General features: G+C 69.2%; 16 protein-coding genes and 1 pseudogene. 5 read left to right on the top strand and 12 right to left on the bottom strand.

The annotated features are described in order from the left end of the window. Positions 1-83: 83 nt before the first annotated feature. Both OWM54_RS39540 and OWM54_RS39535 read left to right on the top strand, forming a co-directional pair. Positions 84-971 carry an RNA polymerase factor sigma-32 gene (locus tag OWM54_RS39540; RefSeq protein WP_141329544.1) on the top strand — a complete coding sequence of 296 codons (888 nt, stop codon included), beginning with the start codon at positions 84-86 and terminating at the stop codon, positions 969-971. A gap of 162 nt (positions 972-1,133) precedes the next feature. Then, entirely contained in the window at positions 1,134-3,596 is a 2,463-nt protein-coding gene (locus OWM54_RS39535; protein WP_267700674.1) for an OPT family oligopeptide transporter, read from the top strand. 52 nt (positions 3,597-3,648) lie between these two features. On the opposite strand, the gene OWM54_RS39530 is transcribed toward OWM54_RS39535, so the two are convergent. Genes OWM54_RS39530 through OWM54_RS39520 form a run of 3 tightly spaced genes read right to left on the bottom strand, consistent with a single transcriptional unit; the run spans position 3,649 to position 5,106 of the window. Further along, entirely contained in the window at positions 3,649-4,074 is a 426-nt protein-coding gene (locus OWM54_RS39530; protein WP_223747287.1) for a hypothetical protein, read from the bottom strand. Between the two features lie 58 nt (positions 4,075-4,132). Further along, positions 4,133-4,699: a hypothetical protein gene (locus tag OWM54_RS39525; protein ID WP_223747286.1), complete on the bottom strand. Its 567-nt coding sequence runs from the start codon at positions 4,697-4,699 to the stop codon at positions 4,133-4,135. Positions 4,700-4,707: 8 nt separating this feature from the next. Continuing rightward, the gene (locus OWM54_RS39520; RefSeq protein WP_223747285.1) at positions 4,708-5,106 is read right to left on the bottom strand and encodes a hypothetical protein; all 399 of its coding nucleotides are present in this window, start codon (positions 5,104-5,106) and stop codon (positions 4,708-4,710) included. Positions 5,107-5,355: 249 nt separating this feature from the next. Here OWM54_RS39520 and OWM54_RS39515 point away from each other — a divergent pair, with 249 nt between their 5' ends. Beyond that, positions 5,356-7,119 carry a HEAT repeat domain-containing protein gene (locus OWM54_RS39515; protein ID WP_223747284.1) on the top strand — a complete coding sequence of 588 codons (1,764 nt, stop codon included), beginning with the start codon at positions 5,356-5,358 and terminating at the stop codon, positions 7,117-7,119. 3 nt (positions 7,120-7,122) lie between these two features. Further along, on the top strand, positions 7,123-8,433 hold the full coding sequence (locus tag OWM54_RS39510; RefSeq protein WP_223747283.1) for an HD-GYP domain-containing protein: 1,311 nt from the start codon (positions 7,123-7,125) through the stop codon (positions 8,431-8,433). On the opposite strand, the pseudogene OWM54_RS39505 reads toward OWM54_RS39510, so the two are convergent. The 7 genes and pseudogenes from OWM54_RS39505 to OWM54_RS39475 all read right to left on the bottom strand — a co-directional run bounded on the left by OWM54_RS39505 (position 8,414) and on the right by OWM54_RS39475 (position 15,412). Next, positions 8,414-9,447: pseudogene (locus OWM54_RS39505) on the bottom strand (RluA family pseudouridine synthase). The gene OWM54_RS39510 and the pseudogene OWM54_RS39505 overlap by 20 nt on opposite strands. Positions 9,448-9,457: 10 nt before the next feature. After that, positions 9,458-9,721 (bottom strand): hypothetical protein, encoded by a 264-nt coding sequence (locus tag OWM54_RS39500; RefSeq protein ID WP_046714254.1) that lies wholly within the window; start codon positions 9,719-9,721, stop codon positions 9,458-9,460. 84 nt (positions 9,722-9,805) lie between these two features. Next, entirely contained in the window at positions 9,806-11,644 is a 1,839-nt protein-coding gene (locus OWM54_RS39495) for a helix-turn-helix domain-containing protein (protein ID WP_267700673.1), read from the bottom strand. Further along, a complete protein-coding gene (locus OWM54_RS39490) occupies positions 11,641-12,591 on the bottom strand; it encodes a P-loop NTPase (protein ID WP_046718094.1) in 951 nt (316 codons plus the stop codon). Before OWM54_RS39490 ends, OWM54_RS39495 begins: the two co-directional genes overlap by 4 nt. A 217-nt stretch (positions 12,592-12,808) precedes the next feature. After that, positions 12,809-13,402, bottom strand: coding sequence for an HNH endonuclease (locus OWM54_RS39485; RefSeq protein WP_015350138.1), 594 nt, complete (start codon positions 13,400-13,402; stop codon positions 12,809-12,811). Next, a complete protein-coding gene (gene selA / locus OWM54_RS39480; RefSeq protein ID WP_223747279.1) occupies positions 13,399-14,796 on the bottom strand; it encodes an L-seryl-tRNA(Sec) selenium transferase in 1,398 nt (465 codons plus the stop codon). Before selA ends, OWM54_RS39485 begins: the two co-directional genes overlap by 4 nt. 106 nt (positions 14,797-14,902) lie before the next feature. Next, the gene (locus OWM54_RS39475) at positions 14,903-15,412 is read right to left on the bottom strand and encodes a GNAT family N-acetyltransferase (RefSeq protein WP_223747278.1); all 510 of its coding nucleotides are present in this window, start codon (positions 15,410-15,412) and stop codon (positions 14,903-14,905) included. Positions 15,413-15,502: 90 nt separating this feature from the next. Here OWM54_RS39475 and OWM54_RS39470 point away from each other — a divergent pair, with 90 nt between their 5' ends. Continuing rightward, the gene (locus OWM54_RS39470) at positions 15,503-15,841 is read left to right on the top strand and encodes a TerB family tellurite resistance protein (RefSeq protein ID WP_223747277.1); all 339 of its coding nucleotides are present in this window, start codon (positions 15,503-15,505) and stop codon (positions 15,839-15,841) included. Positions 15,842-15,901: 60 nt separating this feature from the next. On the opposite strand, the gene OWM54_RS39465 is transcribed toward OWM54_RS39470, so the two are convergent. Together OWM54_RS39465 and OWM54_RS39460 are read right to left on the bottom strand one after the other, a co-directional pair. After that, the gene (locus OWM54_RS39465; RefSeq protein WP_223747276.1) at positions 15,902-16,441 is read right to left on the bottom strand and encodes a hypothetical protein; all 540 of its coding nucleotides are present in this window, start codon (positions 16,439-16,441) and stop codon (positions 15,902-15,904) included. 173 nt (positions 16,442-16,614) lie between these two features. After that, on the bottom strand, positions 16,615-19,488 hold the full coding sequence (locus OWM54_RS39460; RefSeq protein WP_267700672.1) for a DUF7594 domain-containing protein: 2,874 nt from the start codon (positions 19,486-19,488) through the stop codon (positions 16,615-16,617). Positions 19,489-19,709 lie beyond the last annotated feature (221 nt).

Genomic DNA, 19,709 nt, shown 5'->3' with positions numbered 1-19,709 from the left:
TCATGACAGCCCTCGTTCAGTCGTCAAGCGGTCCGAAAAAACCTAGCGGCCTCCACGAGGCCCCACGTCGGGAGAAACCATCCATGCAGGCGTCCACCGAGCAGTCGTCCAACTCCGGCTCCCTGGCGATGTACCTCTCGGAGATCAACCACTACAACCTCCTCACCGTGGAGGAGGAGCAGGCGCTGGCGCGCAGCTTCATCCAGGGAGACCTGGCCGCGGGCCACCGGCTCGTCACGAGCAACCTGCGCTTCGTGGTCAAGGTCGCCTATGAGTACCGCTCCTACGGCATCAAGATGTCGGACCTCATCCAGGAGGGGAACATCGGCCTGATGAAGGCCGTGCAGAAGTTCGACCCGGACAAGGGCATCCGCCTCATCTCCTACGCGGTGTGGTGGATTCGCGCGTACATCCAGAACTACATCCTCAAGAGCTGGTCGCTGGTGAAGCTCGGCACCACCCAGGCGCAGCGGAAGCTGTTCTTCAGCCTGGCGCGCACGCGCCGTGAGCTGGAGAAGTTCGGCAACGGCGAGGCCGTGGTCAACGTGGAGGAGATTGCCCGCCGGCTGCACGTGAAGCCCGGCGAGGTGCGGGAGATGGAGCAGCGCATGGGCGGGCGGGACCTCTCGCTCGACGCGCCCATGGGCGAGGACGGCGGCAACAGCCACGTGGACTTCGTGGTCAGCGCCGCGGCCCCGCAGGACGACGAGTTCGCCGACAAGGAGGAGGCGGGCCTCATCAACGCCCGCGTCCGCACCGCGCTGATGCGCCTGGACCCGCGCGAGCGCTTCATCATCGAGCAGCGCGTGATGAACGAGCGCCCCATGACGCTCAAGGAGCTGGGCGAGCACTTCGGCTTCTCGCGCGAGCGCGCCCGCCAGCTCGAGATCCGCGCCAAGGACAAGCTCAAGGCGGAGCTGGCCGCGCTGATGGCCGAGGTGGACCCGGACGCGGCGGCGCTGCAGCAGTAGTCCCCGCCTGACGCGGCAGGTCGGCCCCGGTTCCACGGGGGCCCCCCCGAGCGCCTCCATCCCTCCCGGGGTGGGGGCGCTTGCCATTTGAGGGGCATTGCTTCGCGCGCCGGGCGGGGCCCTGCTAGAAGGGGCCCGATTCCCTCGTAAGGAGCCTTTCGCTTGGCCCACGGTACCCCGCCGGTCGTCGACGAGCGTGTTCCGCTCGCGCAATCGCACGCGCCCCACCAACACTCCCCGTACATCCCACCCGACCAGTCCCCCACGGAGATGACGATCCGCGGGTTGGTGCTCGGCTCGGTGCTGGGCATCGTGTTCGCCGCCTCGTCCGTGTACCTGGCCATCAAGGTGGGCCTCACGGTGTCCGCGTCGATTCCGGTGGCGGTGCTCTCCATCGCCATCTTCCGGGCGCTGGGCAAGTCGAACATCCTGGAGAACACCATCGTCCAGACGACGGGCTCGGCGGGAGAGTCGCTGGCCTTCGGCGTGGCGGCGGCGCTCCCGGCGCTGCTCTTGTTGGGCTACGACATCAGCCTGACGCACGCGTTCCTCACGGCGGCGCTGGGCGGTGTGCTCGGCGTGCTGATGATGATTCCGCTGCGCCAGGGCCTCATCGTCCAGGAGCACGGCAAGCTGCCCTACCCGGAGGGCACGGCCAGCGCGGACGTGCTCATCGTCGGTGAGCAGGGCGGCACCAACGCGCGCACGGTCATCATCGGCTTCCTGGTGGGCGGCATCTACAAGTTCGCCTACTCCGGCATGAAGCTGTTCCGCGAGGTGCTGAGCACCCCGCTCAAGGGCCTCAAGAGCGCCACGCTCTCCACCGAGGTGAGCCCGGAGCTGCTCGGCGTGGGCTACATCATCGGCCCCCGGGTGGCGGCCATCACCTTCGCCGGTGGCGTGCTGAGCTACCTCATCCTCATCCCCGCCATCTCCTTCTTCGGCGGCGGGCTGGATCAGCCGCTGCTGGTGCACAACGGGCAGCTCATCCGGGACATGTCCCCGGACCAGATTCGCAACGCGTACGTGCTCTACATCGGCGCGGGCGCGGTGGCGACGGGCGGCCTCATCAGCCTCATCCGGTCGCTGCCCACCATCATCGGCGCGTTCAAGCGCGGCGTGGAGTCGCTCAAGGCCTCGCGCGCGCACGGCGGCGCGCCGCAGCTGCTGCGCACCGAGCAGGACCTCCCCATCACCGTGGTGCTGGTGGGCAGCCTGATGCTGGTGCTGACCATCTGGCTGGCGCCCCCGCTGCACGTCAACTTCATCTCCGCCCTGCTCATCATCGTCTTCGGCTTCTTCTTCGTGACGGTGAGCGCGCGAATCACGGGGGAGATCGGCAGCTCCTCCAACCCCATCTCCGGCATGGTGGTGGCCACGCTGCTCGTCACGTGCCTGGTGTACCTGATGCTGGGCTGGACGAACTCCAATGACCGCTTCATGGCGCTGACCACGGCGGCCATCGTCGGCATCGCCGCGTCCAACGGTGGCACCACCGCGCAGGACCTGAAGACGGCCTTCCTGGTGGGCGGCACGCCCCGGCGGCAGCAGACGGCGCTCTTCGTGGGCGTGCTGACCAGCGCCATGTTCATCGGCCTGGTGCTGGTGACGCTCAACAAGGGCGCCACCGTCACCATCCCGGAGCCGCACCCGAACGTGCAGGTCACCGAGCTGACCGAGGAGACGCGCACCCAGTACGTGTTCCCCTGGAGCGTGTCCGCGGACGCGCTGGCGTCGCGCAACCTGGACGAGGCGGCGCTGCGCAAGGCGGCCTGGGCGCAGGGCTACGAGCTGGCCAACACGAACGGCGCGCTGGAGCTGCGCAGCTGGCGGCAGGTGGGCGCGCAGGACGTGGGCGGCGTGACGCTGAGCCCCACGGGCGGCTCGCAGGTGAAGGTGTCCGACCTGGGCGCCGTCACCGAGGGCCCCCAGCGCACCTTCAAGGAAGGCTACGTGCGCGGCGCGGACACGCCGGTGCCCGCGGGCAAGTACCTGGTCGACGGCGCCGGCACCATCCAGTACGTGGTGGACCCGGGCATCGGCGGCCGCATCAGCACCTACGAGGGCCAGGCCCTCACCCGCTACGCGGCGCCCAAGGCGCAGCTGTTCGCGCTCATCATCGACGGCATCCTCACGCAGCGGCTGCCGTGGGACCTGGTGCTGCTGGGCGTGTTCATCGCGCTGATGCTGGAGCTGTGCGGCGTGTCCTCGCTGCCCTTCGCGGTGGGCGTGTACCTGCCCATCAGCAGCAGCGCGCCGCTCTTCGTGGGCGGCATGGTGCGCTACTTCGTGGACCGCGTGCGCGGCGGTGAGTCCGACTTCTCCCCGGGCACCCTGCTCTCCTCCGGCTACATCGCGGGCGGCTCCATCGCGGGCGTGCTCATCGCCTTCCTCGAAATCGCCACGGACGGCGCCGGCTCGCGCGCCATCAACCTGCCGGCCGTGCTCGGCCACGAGGGCGCCATCGGCGGCTTCCTCAACACGGTGGGCGAGAGCGAGCTGGCGCATCCGCTCTGGTCCAACCTCTGGGGCCTGCTCTTCTTCGGCGGCCTGACGCTGTTCCTGCTGCGCTCGGCCCTGCGTGGCCCCAGCGCCGCGGTGTCTCCGCCGCCCGCTGGCAAGTAGCCCCGTGAGGCGACGGCGCTCCCCTTTGCTGGGAGCGCCGTCCCTCCAGTCATCAGAAGTTCGTGTTCTGCGAGCCGTTCACGAGCCTGAGGTACTTGCAGGTGCCCGTCGCGTCCCACTCCACCCGGAAGAAGCCCCGGGTGCTCAGGGCCTGCTCCCAGAGCTCGCCCACGACCGCGTCGGGCACGCAGCTGTAGATGGTGTGGGTGGTGGCCCCTGCCGGGGTGAAATAGGACTGGAAGAGGCGACCGCCGACCATGTCATCCCGGAAGGACGCGGAGGAGGTCGTCACCGCGTCCTGGCGGAAGCCGACCAGGTTGCCGAAACAATGCCCCGAGCCATCCGTGTTCTTCTGGCAGAAGAGGGTCTGCGACTGGAGTCCTCCCCACGCGACGGGAGCGAGCGCCAGGGCCGCGAGCGCAATACCAGGCAACAGGCCCTTGCGAACAAGGGACCTCGAAGAAGAGAGCTGCTTCATGTGTTGTGACTCCTGAGCCGTGTGACGTTCGACTGCTCGAAGCGAAGTGAAGCGAGAGCTACGGAAGACCATCGGCATCCGGAGCGGGGATGAGCCGGTCCTGGTTGATGGCGACGATGAGCTGCTTGCGGAGCGCGTCGGCCTCGGGACGGCCTCGAAGGTGGGCGAGCTCGCGCCGAATCTCGAGCACGTCCTGCGCAGTCATGCGTCCGCTGGAGACCACCCGGTCCACCATCGTGCCCACCCGCGTTGCCGACTCGCGCTGCTCGGAGGACAGCTCCGGCACGGAAGGCGCGGACGCCTCGGGCTCACCGGCCCCCACGACGGGCCCTCCTGACGCCTTCAGCAGCGTGGCCACCCGCAGGGCCATGGCCTCCAGCTCTTCCCCGGAGAGGCGCCCCTGCCCGGAGGCCACTGGGGAGGACGCGCCCACCATCAAGCCAGCCCCCGCGGCGTGAGCACGAGACTCCAGTGCCCGGCGCAGCGCCCCCACCTCATCCGTGAGCTGCTCCACGCGCTGCTCCTGGAACTGCTGCGCCTGGCTCACCGCGAGCCAGCACCCCAATGCGCACCCCACCGCCGTGGTCAGGCTCGGAAGCCAGCCCTGAAACACCTGGGTGTTCATGAGATGGCTCAGAAATTCGAGTACTGGCTGCCGTTGATCAGGAACAACGAATAGCAGCTCCCCCCGGCCGACCAGTAGATGGAGAAGAAGCCCTCGTGGTTCATGGCCTTGTTCCAGTGAGCCCCCGTCACCGCGTCGGGCGTGCAGCTGAAGTACTCCGTCGTCGCGCCCGTGGTGAGCGCCGCGTAGAAGTACGGCGCCGCGTTGCTGGACCGTGAGAAGAGCGCCTGCGTGTTGGCGCCGGCGTGATTGCGGAAGCCGAGGAGGCTGCCCTGGCACCGGCCAGAGCCATCCGCGTTCTTGTAACAATGGGCTGACTCCGTCGTGAAACCAGCGAGGACCGCGGGCGCGGCCAGCAACGTCGCGACACAGCAGGCCGAGGCTCCGCGCTTCAAGAGACGATGCATGTGAACTCCTCCAATGGAGGCCAGTTCCCTGGCCCCTCGAAAGGAAGCCTAGCGAGCACGTCTGACGCACCGCTTCGGAGCGAGCCCACGGAGCCCGGCACCCGGCTCTTACTCGGGAATCCCTGTGCGCGCGTGTCGGGGTAGACCCATCTCCCTCCAAGTCCCCGAAGTTCCTACCGCCGCCGGCTGGGGCTTCGGAGGATTTCGGAGTAGGCTGGTGATACCGCCCGAGCGGAGAGTTGCAGACGCATGGCCCAGCCCCAAAAGACCCAGGACGCGAGCACGGACGCCGAGCAGTCCCCGGAGGTCCGAGAGAAGGTGGAGATGGCGCGCACGTTCGCGTTCCATCTCCTCAAGGGCATCAAGCAGATCGGCATGTACCGCCACAACGAGGCTCGCTTCCCCGAGTTCCTCTCGAAGGCGTTGGAGGCCATCTCCCAGTACACGGAGAAGTTCGGACCGCTGTCGTTGAAGGTGGAGCAGCAGAACCTCACGCTCCACAACGACTCGCTCTTCTCGGAAGACACGCCGCTCCCCTACAAGTTCTACCGCGACGGCATCCGTCAGCTCATCTTCCGCCCCGGCCTCACGGTGGAGGAGCTGACCACCTTCACGCTCATCTCCCTGTCCGAGCCCGAGCGCGGCGCGGACGACGTGCTGGCGCAGCTGTGGCGCGCGGGCATGGAGCACGTGGAGTACGTGGTGGTGGAAGGCTTCTCCATGGAGAACGCCAGCGAGGAGGAGGTGCAGGTCGAGGTGGACAAGGTGGTGGGCTACCTCTACTCGCGCCTGCAGACGAACTCGGATGACTACCTGCGCTTCGCGCGCGTGTCCGCGGAGGACCTGGACGCGAAGATGGACGGCGTGGAGCAGATCCGCGGCCTGGTCGTCGGCGGGCGCCACGCGTCGGACGAGCTGAAGGCGCGGCTGCAGCGCGAGGTGATGGAGGAGGAGGGCTCGCGGCTGTTCCCCAAGCTGGTGAGCGCCGTGTTCCAGGTCGTCGAAGGAGGCGTGGAGGACGGCACGCTGCTCGAGGAGATCTTCGTGCAGCTGCTCGACATGCTCCTGCTCCAGGACGACTTCGGCACCATCAATCAAATCGTCCTCAAGCTGCGCGCGCTGTCGCAGAAGGACGGAGGACAGTCGCTGGAGAAGCTGCTGGAGTCCTTCCTGCACAGGATGGGCGAGGAGCAGCGGCTGATGCGCCTGGGCGAGTCGCTCAAGGGCGCGCGGCCCAAGCAGCCGCAGGACGTGACGCGCTACCTGCAGGCCCTGGGGCGCGACTCCGTCATCCCGCTGCTCACCGTGCTGGAGACGCTGGAGATTCCCGAGAACCGCGCGCTGCTCTGCGACGCGCTGGCCATCGTCGCGCGGGACACGCCGGAGCCCTTCGTGGCGCGGCTCACGTCGGACCGTCCGCAGACGGTGCGCGACATGGTCTACATCCTGGAGAAGAGCAACCACCCCGAGCGCATCAAGATGTTCGGCCAGGTGCTCAAGAGCCCCAACCTGGTGGTGAAGCTGGAGGTGCTCGGCATCATCGGCCGCGGCCGCACCGGCGAGGCGCGCCGGCTGGTGGCCGAGGCCCTGGCGGACCCCGTCTCCCAGGTGCGCATGCTCGCCGCGCGGATGCTGCCGGAGTTCGACCGGGACAAGGCGTACTCGGACCTGATGCGCCTCATCCGCGAGCCGGCCTTCGACAAGAAGACGCCCGACGAGCGCACGGCCTTCTACGCGGCGGTGGGCGCCACGGGCACGCCGGGCGCGCTCTCGCACATGCAGCAGCTGCTCGCCGTGAAGCCGTCCCTGCTCAACAAGAAGCGGGTACTGGAGGACAAGCTGCTGGCCGTGGCGGGGCTGGCGGGCGCGTGCTCCATCCAGAGCTACAAGATGTTGCAGGCCGTCGTCGAGGACCGCAACCAGCCGGTGGAGCTGCTCACCGCGGGTCGCAAGGCGATGTATCAGACACGCAAGGCGCTGTTCGGGGACTCGGCACTGCCGGAGGAGAACTGAGCGATGGCCGAGAATCTGAAAATCACCCAGAGCCAGGACGAGAACACCAGCGAGTTCGGGCGCGAGCACAACGAGAAGCTCCAGTCGCTCTCGCGCGCCATGGTGGCCGGCCTCTACATGCTCGTGCGCTCGGTGAAGATGTATGACCCCGAGAACGCCGTCTTCCAGAAGCCGCTGCACCAGCTCCAGGACATCATCAATCAAATCATCGGCAAGGAAGGCCGGCTGGAGCTCGCGGGCGTCAAGGACTCGTTCTACCTGAACGGCATGCTGGTGAAGGTGGACCTCAACTCCATCGAGAACCAGCGCTACCTGCTCGCCGAGATGCGCGGCAAGGACGTGGGCGGCTTCACCCTCACCAAGCCGGTGACGGTGCCGGAGCTGAAGAACTTCATCTGGATCTTCAGCAAGGAGCAGACGGCCCAGTCGGAGGAGGACGGACTGTCCGGCCGCAAGCTGCTCAACATGCGCGTGGCCAAGTTCTCCAAGCTCAAGGAGAAGCTGGACAAGGACATGAACAACCCGGGCGACCAGAAGGTCGATCGCAAGAAGTACGCGATGACCGTCTACGCCCGCTCGGTGTTCTTCCTCAGCAAGTACCTGGAGTCGGTGCGCGCCGGAAAGCCCATCAACGCCTCCAAGGCGCTGCGGCTGGTGCAGGACTTCGTGGACATCAGCTACGACCAGCGCACGCACTTTTTGGGCATGACGACGATGCGGCGCGAGGACGAGTACCTCGTGTACCACCAGGTCAACGTGTGCCTGATGAGCATCGTCTTCGGCGCGGAGCTGGGGCTGACGAAGCCGCAGCTGCGTGATTTGGGCTACATCGCGCTGTTCCACGACGCGGGCATGACGACGCTGCCGGAGGAGCTGGCCACCAAGCGCGGGGCGCTCACGCCCGAGGAGCGCGTGGCGGTGCAGCGCGCGCCGCTCATCTCCGTGCGCAACATCCTCATGGAGAAGGGCTTCAGCCGCTCCACGCTGCTGCGCGTGGTGACGACGTTCGAGCACAAGACGGACTTCGGCACCGCGGTGCGCGACTCACGCGGCAACATCCAGATGATCATCCCCAAGACGAACCTGGGGGCATACGCGAAGATCATCGCCATCTGCGACGCGTACGACGCGCTCACGTCCAAGCGCCCGTACCGGGATGCCTACGGACCGGAAGTGGCCTTGATGCTGATGTGGACGGAGATGCGCAACAAGTTCGACCCCGAGCTGCTCGAGGTCTTCATGCGCGTCATGGCCATCCAGCCGGTGAAGGTGCTGAGCAAGCGCCAGCAGTCGCTCAGCGTTTCCGGGCTGTAGCCGCGCGCTTCTTCGTCGCCGCCTTCTTGCGAGCGGGGGCCTTCTGCTTCGCCTCCGCCACCGGGGGCGCTTCCGGGCCTCCGAGCAGCGTGAGCGCCGCGGCGAAGTCCTCCGGAATCGGCGCCTCCAGCGACAGCGCCTTGCCCGTGCGCGGGTGCGCGAAGGCCAGCTTCCACGCGTGCAGGGCCTGACGTCCCAGGCGCTCCTGCGCGGCGGCGGCCTCGCCCTTGGGCTTGCGGCCGCGCCGTAGAGGGTGTCTCCCAGCAGCGGGTGGCCCGACTCGGCCAGGTGCACGCGGATCTGGTGCGTGCGGCCGGTGAGCAGGTCCACCTCCACCAGGGCCGCGCCGTCGAAGGCCTGGAGCACGCGGAACAGGGTGATGGCGGGCTTGCCCTCGCGCACCTTGCCGGTGAAGCGCTGGCGGTGCACGGGGTGGCGGCCGTAGAGCGTCTCGATGCGGCCTTCCGCCGGGGGGACGCCGTGCACGAGGGCCAGGTACGTCTTGGAGACCTCGCGCCCCTTGAAGGACTTCTGGAGCGCGACGAGGGCCTGCTCGTTCTTGGCCACCACGAGGCAGCCGGTGGTGTCCTTGTCGAGCCGGTGGACGATGCCCGGGCGCAGCTCGCCGCCGACGCCGGCCAGGTCCTTCACGCGGTGCAGGAGCGCGTTGACCAGGGTGCCGGAGGCGTGGCCCGCGCCGGGGTGCACCACCATGCCCGCGGCCTTGTCCACCACCACGAGGTCCTTGTCCTCGTGGAGCAGGGACAGCGGCAGCTCCTCGGCCTCCGGAAGGGCGGCCACGGGCGGCGGGACATGGAGGGTGAGCGTGTCGCCACCGCGCAGCCGCATCGCCGCCTTCACGGGCTTGCCGGCGACGAGCACGTGCCCGTCGTCGATGAGTCCCCGGATGCGGGAGCGGGTCAGGTCGGTGAAGACGCCCGCGAGATACTGGTCGATGCGCTCTCCGCGGGCTTCCGGCGGGGCGCGATGCTCTCGCGTGTCGGGCGCTGCCACGGGGGGCGGACTACCAGATCTTCGACTTCACGTGCGCCTTGGAGCGCAGGACGATGTCGTTGATGGCGCGCTCGAAGAAGTTCGCCGTGGTGAAGACTTCCTGGCTGACGCGGCTCTTGTAGAGCTCTCGGCCCTCCTCCAGCTCCTCCTTGAGGACCTCGAAGAGGTTGTCCTGCTCGATACCCTTGATGATCTTCTGCTCGTTGTAGAGCGAGATATCCGAGGCAATCGCACGGGCGAGCCGCATCGCCTTGATCTTTTCCTCGTCCGTCATCGTCTTTCCTACATAGGCACCGCTCGGAGGGGAGTCAACTTTCCTTGTGGTACGAGCAAAAGTCGGCACCCCTCCAGGGCGGCGTCATTTCTTGCCTGACTTCTCAGAAGCCAAGGCCAGGTAGCTCCTGGACACCCGGAGCGGATCCAACCCCAGCTCGCGGGCGAGGTTCATGAGGATGCCCCGGAGGTAGACCTGCGCGGGCAGCGCCGTGTAGCGGTCCGCCTCCACGTTCTCCAGGTGGCGCGAGGAGATGCGGGTGCGGTCGGCGACCTGCTGGAGCGTGTAGCCCCGCGTCTCGCGGACGCGGCGCAGCAGCTCGCCGTTGAACTCGGCGTCGGCGGGGATGTCCGGCAGACGGGGACGGGGCTCGCGAGTCCTGGCGGCGACCTGCGCCAGCGCGGCCTCCGCCGTGGCGATGGCCGAGTCCTGGGCGAGCACCTGCGCCTCGCTCAACTGCCGCCCCGTCTGAACACGGTTCTGCGAGGGGGCCACGGGCGGCGGCGCCGTCGGTCCGACCGGACGCGTCACGGGGGGCGGCGCGGGCTCCGGAGCCCTGGCGGGCGTTCCAGCCACGACGATGGACGTCCCCGGCTCCGAGGGCTGGGTCGGCACCGACGCGGGGACGTCCGGGCTCGCGGCCACGGCGACGGGGGCCGGAGCGGGGCTTTCCGTGGCGACGTGAGCCGGCGACGGTTCGGGCGTTGAGGCAGCGGGCGTCGCGTCCACCTGTGGCGCGACCACGGCCGGAGCCGAGGCGACGGGGGGCGTCGACTCTACCGGCGGCGCGACCACAGCTGGCGCCGAGGCAACAGGAGTCGCCTCCACCTGCGGCGCGACCACAACCGGTGCCGAGGCAACAGGAGTCGCATCCACCTGCGGCGCGACCACGGCCGGTGCTGCGACAACGGGCGCCGGCTCCGCGGGCGGCGCGACCACGGCCGGTGCCGAGGCAACAGGCGTCGCGACCACGGCCGGTGCCGAGGCAACAGGCGTCGCCCCCACCTGCGGCGCAACCACGGCCGGCGCCGAGGCAACCGGAGCCACGACAGGGGCCGCCTCCACGGGAGGGACGGCCCCAACCGGCGCCGAGCTCACAGGCGAGGAGAACGCGACCGGCGGCGCGGCCACAGGGGCAGACTCGACCGGTGGCGCCACCACGGCCGGTGCCGAGGCAACAGGCGCGGGGACCGAGGACGAGCCCCCGGTCGAGACCGAGGCAACGGGGACGGACGCCCCCGACGGAGAGGACTCGGTCGGTATCGGGGCGACAGGCGCCGACGGGACAGCGGGGACAGGAGCGGACCCCACCGACTGCGCGACCCCGGGCGCGGCAACTGGAGCCGACTCCACCGAGGCGCCACCCTCCTGCCGAGGCGCACCCTGCTCCATGGCGCCCACGGCCTTCGAGCTGGACGACACGGGCCCCGGCTCCGCCGCCGGGGCCTGCGCCTCCGCGCCCACGCTCAGCGAGGCGGGCACATCCACCAGCCCACCGACAAGCGGCGCGGTCTGCAGGGAGCTCGTCACATACGACAGCGAGTAGCCGCTGACGAAGCTCGCCCGGAACGCCTCGGGCCCGCTTAGGGCCGGAGCCTCGTCCTCGGACGCGCGCTTCTTCTTCCCCTCCGCCACCGCGCTCGCCAGCGCCTCGGCCGCCTTCACCGTGCCCCACGGCGCCGGCAGCCCCAGGTCGCGGTCATACTCACCGCGCAGGTCGCCATCGGTGAGGATCTCCATCGCCTCGGTCATCCGGGCGCGGAGCGCATCCACCTGGTCCGGCTCCACCAGCGCGTACACCGCGATGGAGTCCGGCGCATACAGCTCCATGAGTCGGGAGTACGCGGCGCGAATCTCCTCCATGGGCGCTGTGACCGGGACCTCCAGGAGCTCGTAATAGGTCTGCTGCGCGAAAGGCTTCATGGTGACGAGGAAGGGTCGGGGGTCGCGTCGAGGGCGAGCAGTCGTGAGGCGATACGTTGGATGGCCAGGGCGGCCGGGGCGTCGGGTCGTTCGATGAGCACGGGGCGCCGCTTGCGCACCGCGCGCCAGGCCTCATCGTCATACCGGATGGCGCCCAGGTCATCCATCGCGATGCCGAAGAACTTCTTCCACGCCGAGGCCACCGCCGCACCCACATTCAGGTCCGCGTCCGTGCGCGCCTGGTTCACCACCAGCCGGATGCGGAACTCGGACAGCTCCCGCTCCAGTCGCTCCGCACCCGCCGGGTCCTTGTTGCGCACCTGCGCCAGCACGTCATGCAGCGTCCGCAGCGAGCCCTCCCGGGTGGTGAGCGCGCTGTCCACCAGGTCCTGGATGCCGTACTCCGCCTCCATCTGCTGCAGCCGCCGGAAGAACGCCGCCTTCGCGAAGCGGTACGCGTTCTCCACCGACGTCGGCTCCGGCAGCACCACCAACAACCCGTGGTCCGCCAGGATGAAGAAGTCGATGGTGTTGAAGCTGGTCCCCGCGCCCAGGTCCAGGATGAGGTAGTCGGCCGACGCGCCCATCAGCGTCTTGAGCAGCTTCTGCTTCTGCGCGTACTTGAGGTTCGCCGCGTCCAACGCGTCCTGCGCGCCCGCGATGAGCGACAGCCGGGGCACCCCCGTGGGGACGATGACGTCCTCGAGCCGCGACTTGTTGCGCCTGAGGAAGTCCGACAGCGTCGCCTCGGGCTGCCCCACCCCCAGGCACGTGTGCAGGTTCGCGCCGCCCAGGTCCGCGTCCACCAACAGCACGTTCAGCCCCGCCTGGGCCAGCGCCACGCCCAGGTTGGCGGACACCATCGACTTGCCGATGCCGCCCTTGCCACCGCCCACGGCGATGATGCGCCGAGGCCGCTGCCGAGCGCCGCCAGGCCCTGGGGCCACCGGCTCGGCGGTCGGGGTCCCCAGGGCACGGGCATCGGCCTGGGGCGCTCGCGTGGATTTGGACATGGGCAGGGGCATCAAAGCCCGTCCTACCGCCCGAGTCGACTCCCCGCCAATCCGTGGCCACTTCGTGGATCAACCCGAGCCATGACTCCCCCCGCGACACCCCATTTTACAGGATTCGCCGGGCAGGCCGGTGAGCAAGCGCTCGGGCGCCCTACTCGTCCAGCAGCTCCACGTTCCAATACGAGGCATCCGCCAGGTGCAGGAACGGCAGCCACTCCTGATACGTCACCTTGCGCGTGGCGCCCCGGAACAACGGCGTCCAGCGCGGGCGCACCGGCTTCTTCAGGAGCCGCATGTCCGCCTGCTCCGGCGTGCGGCCCCCCTTCTTGAGATTGCAGGGCACACACGAGCACACGACGTTCTCCCACGTCGTCTTGCCACCCTGCGTGCGGGGCATGACGTGGTCCAGGTTCAGCTCGCTGCGCGGCAGGTTCTTGCCGCAGTACTGACAGGTGTCCGCGTCGCGCGCGTAGATGTTGAGCCGGGAGAAGCGCACCCGCCCGCGGGGTAGATGGTCATACGCGCTGAGCACCAGCACCCGGGGGACGCGGATGGTCCGGTTGATGGTGGTGATGCAGTCATTGGTGGCGCTCAGCGCCGCCCAATCATCGAACTCGTAGAGCCGGTACTGCGCGTCGATGGCCTTGGCGACGCCCTGATACAACAGGCTGAAGGCCCGCTTCACCGACGTGACATGCACCGGTTGGTAATACCGGTTGAGTACGAGGACGGCGCTGTTGATCATGGTGGTTTCCCGGGACTTGCGGTCGCCACCGCTTCGGCGACCGACCTGAGCTCCTCCTCCGCGAGACAGCGGACGTCGAGGACCACCTCGCCATCCGCGATCCTGCCAATAACCGGCATTCCGCCGGCGCGCAGGCGCTCGAGGAAAGATTCCGGTGCACCCACGTTGAGGATGCACGCAAAGGAAGGCAACCGGGCCAGCGGCATGGCGCCCCCGCCCACCTGTCCCACCACCCCGTCCACTCGGGCACTCACGCCTTGCTCGGCCAGCAAGTCCTGAAGCCGCAGCGCGCGGGCGCGCAGCTCCTGGGACGACTGGGCGAGCAGTCTGTACGTGGGCACGGCCCCTGGCTTGCCGTCCCGATACAACTCCAGCGTGGCCTCCAACGCGGCCACCGTCAGCTTGTCCACCCTCAACGCCCGGGTGAGCGGATGCGCCTTGATGCGCGCGAGCAACGCCGAGCGTCCCACCACCACGCCCGCCTGCGGCCCGCCCAACAGCTTGTCCCCCGAGAACGCCACCACATCCGCTCCCTCGGCGACCACCTCGGCCACCGTGGGCTCCTGTCCCATCCCCTCTCCCACCATGGGGACCAGCGCCCCCGAACCCAGGTCCTGGAACACGGGCACCCCGCGCTCCCGGCCCAGCGTCGCGAGCGCCCCCACGCTCGCCTCCTCGGTGAAGCCCACCACCGCGAAGTTGGAGCGGTGCACCTTCACCAACAGGCCCGTGTCGTGGCCCACCGCGGCCGCGTAGTCGGACAGCCGCGTGCGGTTGGTGGTGCCCACCTCCACGAGCCGCGCGCCCGACTGCCGCATGACGTCCGGCACCCGGAAGCCTCCGCCAATCTCCACCAGCTCCCCGCGCGACACGACACACTCGCGGCCGGACGCCAGCGCGGCCAGCACGAGCAGCACCGCGCCCGCGCAGTTGTTGACGACGAGCGCGTCCTCCGCGCCGGTGAGCTGACGCAAGAGCCCCACCACCGGCGCGTAGCGGCTGCCCCGCTCGCCCTCGTCCAGGTCGTACTCGAGGTTCGAATAGCCCCGCGCCACCTGGGCCACCCGCGCCACCGCCTCCGGCGCGAGCGGCGCGCGCCCCAGGTTGGTGTGCAGCACCACCCCCGTGGCGTTGAGCACCGCGCGCAGCCCCGGCGTGGACAGCGTGCTGAGCGCCTCGCCCACGTCCGCGTCGTCGAAGGGGCGCGGGTCGCCCTGGAGCAGGCGCGCGCGCACGCGGTCCACGGCCAGCCGCAGCGCGGACACGGCCCTGGCGCGGGGAACACCAGACAGCAGCGGTTCCAGCGACGGCCGTCGCAGGAGCTGCTCGATGGAGGGGAGTGCGCGCAGCAGCGCGTTCTTCCCGCCGTCTACGCTGTTCGACGGGGGGCCCACGCTCGCGAGTCTAGGAGACGCACGCCCCGCACGCCAAGCCAGCGGCGGTGTCAGCCAGGTGACGTCCCGCTCACGCGCGGGCGTCTTCCTGGATTCCCCGCTCGACTCACGGCGCCGTCAGATAGAGGCTGATCTCCTCGGTGGCGCCGGGCAGGCGCATGTGCCGCTCGAAGCGCAGGCCCATCCGCTCCAGCAGCTTGATGGAGCTGACGTTGTCCTTGGAGACGATGGCGGCGACGCGCGAAATCTTGTGGTCCTCCCGGGCGTGGCGCAGCACCGCCTCGGCGGCCTCCCGCGCGTAGCCCTGGCTCCAGTAGGCGGGCTTGAACGCGAAGCCGATGTCGGGGTGCTCCAGCGAGTCGCGCTTGAGCAGGCCGCACAACCCCATGGGCACGCCGTCCTGCCGGCCCTCCACCAGGTACAGCCCGTAGCCCAGCTGGGCGTACTGCGTCAGGGGCACGTTGGTGATGTAGTCGTGCGCGCCCTCGATAGTGCGCACGCCACGGTCTCCGATGAAGCGCAGCCACGCGGGCTCGTTCAACATCCCCAGGATGAAAGCGGCGTCCTCGTGCGTCACGCGACGCAGGACGAGCCGCTCCGTCTCCACCACTTTCATGAGAAGCTTTCTCCGCGAAGCCCGTGCACTTGTAGGAGCGATACATGTGTCGCGCCCACTCGCGAGCCCACCTCGGAGGATGTACCAAGGATGTCCACCGCCTCAAGCCCCGACGCCCGCTTCCAGATTGAAGTCCTCAAGCTGCTGCTCCAGGTCGCCAGCGGAGACGAGGGGGTCAGCCGGGAGGAGATCGACCACATCATGGCCACGGCCCGGGGGATGAGCGTTCCCCTGCCGGACCTGGAGCAGCTGGCGAAGTGCCTGCAGAACGGGACGCCGCTGCCCGCGCCCAACCTGGGCATCCTCAAGGCCGACCCGAAGGCCGTCATCGACGCGGCGCATGACCTCATCGCCAGCGACGGGCACATCCACCCGAGCGAAATCGAGATGCTGCGTCAGCTCCGCGAGCTGCTCGGCGTGGCGGCCTGACACCTCGGAGCAGGGCCACCGGGACGCATTGCGCGTCCCGGCGGTCTGCCTGCACGACGACTACGGGTCGACCTCGTCGACCTCCAGCTCACTGCCCGCGCCGCTCAGCAGCTCGAGCAGCTCCGCCGCGCCACCCTCGCTGTCGACCAGCGCCGTCAGCTTGCCGCCACCGAGGAACTGCATGATGAACTGCTTTTGCATCTCCGCCCGGCCACCCTGGACCTCGCCCAGGACGGTGAGCGTGTGCGGCTCGTCGTGTCCGACGACACGCTCGGAGATTTCACAGTTCCCCAGCACGAGCACGTTGGCGTGGAGCTCCGCCGTGCCGACCCGCAGGTCACCGAGGACGAGCATCCCGCCCGGCCCCTTCAACACCAGCGTCTCCACATCCACGTTCCCCGTCACCACCACGCAGTCGTTCGAGGCGAACGTCCGGGAGGTGTCCTTCAGGTTTTCGTGGAGGTCGATGCCATCCCGCAGCATCGAGAAGATATCGACGGGCGCGGCCAACAGGCCGTCCTCGTCCAACGTGGTGAGCTGCTCATCCGCGGCCTCGAGGGCCTCTGCACGATCTTGGAGCTTCTTGGGGAAAGGAGTCATGTACCCCTCCGTCCATATCGCGAATCCCGCTCCCGGGAAGCAGGAAGAGACCATCCCCCGCGAACATGACGAACGCGCGCCAATGGACAGGTGGCTCGCCCCGTCGCACCCCGGGCAGGTGACCGCCCGCCCGGACAAGCACGGACGGTCACAGCCCCGGAGTCACCCGTCGCTCACGGCCTCAGCTTGACGTGCAGCAGGTCCAGCCGGCGGGAGGTCGGCGTGTACCAGGTGCCATCCACCTCGATGGACCGCCCCAGGTCTCCTGTCAGCACCACGCCGCCCGTCACCGCCGTCAGCCGGGGGGACTGGAGCGGCTCGAACACCCTCACCCAGCGCGTCTGCAGCGTCGACGAGAAGCTGGCCACGGTGGGTCGCTGTGGCGCCACCGTCTCCGGCAGCCCCACGGAGCCCAGCCCCAACAGGCCGCCGTGCCCCGCCTGGACCGTGAACAGGTTCCCGTTGGCGTCCGCGACCAGCGAGCCCAGGCCATAGGAGCTCGTCGTGCTCAGCGGGAACTGCCGCAGCGTCAGCTCCGCGCCCGTGGAGGTGAGCCTGCCGAGGATCGCCTCGCGGGGACCATCGTAGTTGTCGTCCGGCTCCGCGCTGACATACGGGGTGCCCGCGAAGGTGAAGCGGCCGTCGAAGTCGCCCGTGAAGGCCACGCCCCCATCCGGCAAGACCGCCACCTGGTACAGGTCCGCGAACACCGTGTCGTAGGACGTCGGCAGCAGCCAGTGCCACTGGTGGTCGCCCGTCACGCTCCAGCGCGCCACGAACACCCCACCCCGCGCGAGCGCGCCCGCGCCGAAGTCGGTGCCCGGCCCGGCCCAGCCGCCCACGGTGATGTTCTCCTGCGCGTCCACCGCGACGCTCACCGCCTGGGTGCCCCGCATGGCGTTCGTCTTCAGCACGCGCGCCCACTGGTAGGCGCCGTCCCACTGGAGCTTGAGGACGAAGGAGTTCGGGTACTCGTCGTCGTAGGGGAACGGCTTGCCGGCGTCGACCTCGCCGCCGCCGAAGTCCGTCTTGCCCCAGAAGCCGCCCGTCACCACCGCGCTGCCGTGCGCGTCCGTCGCCAGGTCGTGCACGAACATGGGATTGTCGAGCAGCTCGTCGTCCATGCGGAACCACGCCGTGTAGCCCCGCGTCCAGTCCACCGCGCCCGACGGCGTCAGCTTCATCACGAACATGCCCGTGCCCCGGGGCAGCGCGCCCTTGCCCAGGTCCGGCGTGCCCCGGTACTCACCGGCGACGAGCACGTTGCCCAGCGTCGTCACCGTCACCTTGCGGAACTCCACGCCCGGCTGGGCGAACGTCAGTCGCCACGTCACCGAGCCATCCGCCCGGTGCAGCGTCACCACATCCGTCTGCTCGGCCCAGGACTCGCCGTCCCGCGTCTGCTCCTGCGTGCCCACGACGGCGAAGCCACCGTCCGGCGCGGGCGCCGTGTCCCGCGCGCGCTCGGCCGAGGCGTTGTTCGTCTGCTTCACCCACGCCGTCGTCCCCGAGGGCTGCGTGCCCCGGTACGAGCAGAAGGGCGCGCTCTCCGTGACGACGACCAGCCGGGGCGCCGCGTCCAGGAGCCCCTTCGCGCTGGCATCCCCCGTCGCGAAGCTCAACCCCTTGGAGGAGTCGGCGAGCAGCCCGAAGGCGTACCGCCCCGAGGCCGTCACCACGCTCGTCACGTCGTACTCCACCCACTGGTCCTTCTTCACCGCGCCCGCGTCCCCCACCAGGTCCGTCATCGCGGGCGGGTGCTGCCAGGTCGCGGCCGCCGGGTCGAACGGCTGCGCCTGGTAGAGCAGCGGCCCGTTGTCCGTCGCCTCCAGGGCGTAGAGCTGGAGCAGCACGCGGCGCACCGGCGTCGCGTCGAGCTGGACGTCGAACTCCAGGAAGCCGTTCATGCCCGGCGAGCCATCCACGCGCATCGACGCCTCGCGGTGGAACGTCGTCGTCGGACGCTCGGCGCTCACATAGGTGTCGTGCCGCAGCTCGCTCACCTTCGAGACCAGCTCCCGGCGCGTCATGCACGCATCCGTCGGCGCGGCCCTGGGCGCCCCCGTCCACACCAGCAGCCGCGGGCCTCCGCTCCCGGACCAGGACTCCTTCGAGTGGAAGAGCATCGCGTCACCCGACGTCCCGTACACGCCGAAGGTGAAGTTGCCGTTGCCACGCACCAGGTCCGTCACCTCGTAGTCCACGTACCCGGATGGCGCCAGGTAGGGCAGCCGGTCGACCTCCGCGCCCACCTTCGTGGGGCGGGTGTTCCAGGAGACGCTCATCTCGCTCCAGGGCCCCTGCGTGGCGTAGACCGCCGGTCCCCCCGTCGTCCCATCCAGGCCCACGTGCATCCGCAGCACCGCGCGCTGCACCGACTCCGTCAGGCCCAGCACGTCGAAGCGCAGGTGCACCTCGCGGTCGGGCGACTGCCCCACCCGCAGGTCCGTGGCGAAACCGCCCTCGGTGGACGTCGGCGCGTCGGCGGAGACATACGTGTCGTCGCTCGCGGTGAAGACCACCGGAGGGCTCGACACCGTGATGGGTAGCGCGGGGTGCGGAGGGTGGTCGTCCGCGGACTGGACGGTGAGGACCAGCTGGGGGCGCAGTGACGTGTTCGGATGCTCGCTCGACGCAATCGTCACGCCGTCCGTGCTGTCGGCCACCAGGTGGACGTCCGTGAAGGCGCTCGTGGAGATGTGCATCCCGGTGATGTCCAGCTCGATCCACGTGCCACTGGCCACCGCCCCCGCGCTGCTCAACGCGGAGAACCCATCCCGGGTCGGCCGCGTGTTCCAGGTCGTCAGCTCGTTCCAGGCCCGCCCCCCGATGCGAGGGTCATGCGCCGTGGGCCCGTCCGCCGAGCCATCCAAGGCATACACCCGCAACCGGGCCGTGGTGATGGTGCCGTCCACCGGAGCGACATAGAAGCGCAGGTACGCCTCCGACTCGGGTGACTGGTCCACCTCCATCGTCGGCTGCGAGCCGAAGCTCGTCGCCGGCGAGGCCGCCGACACATACGTATCCGCCGCCGCCACGATCGCCACCGTCTGCGTGACGAGCTCCTGCTCGTGGCTCCCCGTCTCCGGGTCAACCCCTGCTCCTGGTTGGGCACTTCCACACCCATTCAGGAAGAAAAGTGCCACTCCCAGACTCCAACCCACTGCGCCAACTGTCCACCGTTTCACGTGACCTCTCCCTCGCGTACTGCCACTGAATTGGGAAAGCAACAGGTGCGCCAACGCGTGTGAGTCATTGAGCCACTCGC

It is taken from the genome of Myxococcus sp. MISCRS1, from assembly GCF_026626605.1.
GTDB classification, from domain to species: Bacteria; Myxococcota; Myxococcia; order Myxococcales; family Myxococcaceae; genus Myxococcus; species Myxococcus fulvus.
The sequence above is the reverse complement of the archived record's forward strand: the minus strand, read 5'-3'. Positions and strand labels throughout refer to the sequence as shown.

Coding starts and splice junctions, on each gene's coding strand:
- OWM54_RS39475 (WP_223747278.1), bottom strand. CDS start 15,412: ATGAAAGTGGTGGAGACGGAGCGGCTCGTCCTGCGTCGCGTGACGCAC.
- OWM54_RS39515 (WP_223747284.1), top strand. CDS start 5,356: ATGGCCCAGCCCCAAAAGACCCAGGACGCGAGCACGGACGCCGAGCAG.
- OWM54_RS39530 (WP_223747287.1), bottom strand. CDS start 4,074: ATGAAGCAGCTCTCTTCTTCGAGGTCCCTTGTTCGCAAGGGCCTGTTG.
- OWM54_RS39465 (WP_223747276.1), bottom strand. CDS start 16,441: ATGACTCCTTTCCCCAAGAAGCTCCAAGATCGTGCAGAGGCCCTCGAG.
- OWM54_RS39470 (WP_223747277.1), top strand. CDS start 15,503: ATGTCCACCGCCTCAAGCCCCGACGCCCGCTTCCAGATTGAAGTCCTC.
- OWM54_RS39500 (WP_046714254.1), bottom strand. CDS start 9,721: ATGACGGACGAGGAAAAGATCAAGGCGATGCGGCTCGCCCGTGCGATT.
- OWM54_RS39495 (WP_267700673.1), bottom strand. CDS start 11,644: ATGAAGCCTTTCGCGCAGCAGACCTATTACGAGCTCCTGGAGGTCCCG.
- OWM54_RS39485 (WP_015350138.1), bottom strand. CDS start 13,402: ATGATCAACAGCGCCGTCCTCGTACTCAACCGGTATTACCAACCGGTG.
- OWM54_RS39520 (WP_223747285.1), bottom strand. CDS start 5,106: ATGCATCGTCTCTTGAAGCGCGGAGCCTCGGCCTGCTGTGTCGCGACG.
- OWM54_RS39525 (WP_223747286.1), bottom strand. CDS start 4,699: ATGAACACCCAGGTGTTTCAGGGCTGGCTTCCGAGCCTGACCACGGCG.
- OWM54_RS39540 (WP_141329544.1), top strand. CDS start 84: ATGCAGGCGTCCACCGAGCAGTCGTCCAACTCCGGCTCCCTGGCGATG.
- OWM54_RS39510 (WP_223747283.1), top strand. CDS start 7,123: ATGGCCGAGAATCTGAAAATCACCCAGAGCCAGGACGAGAACACCAGC.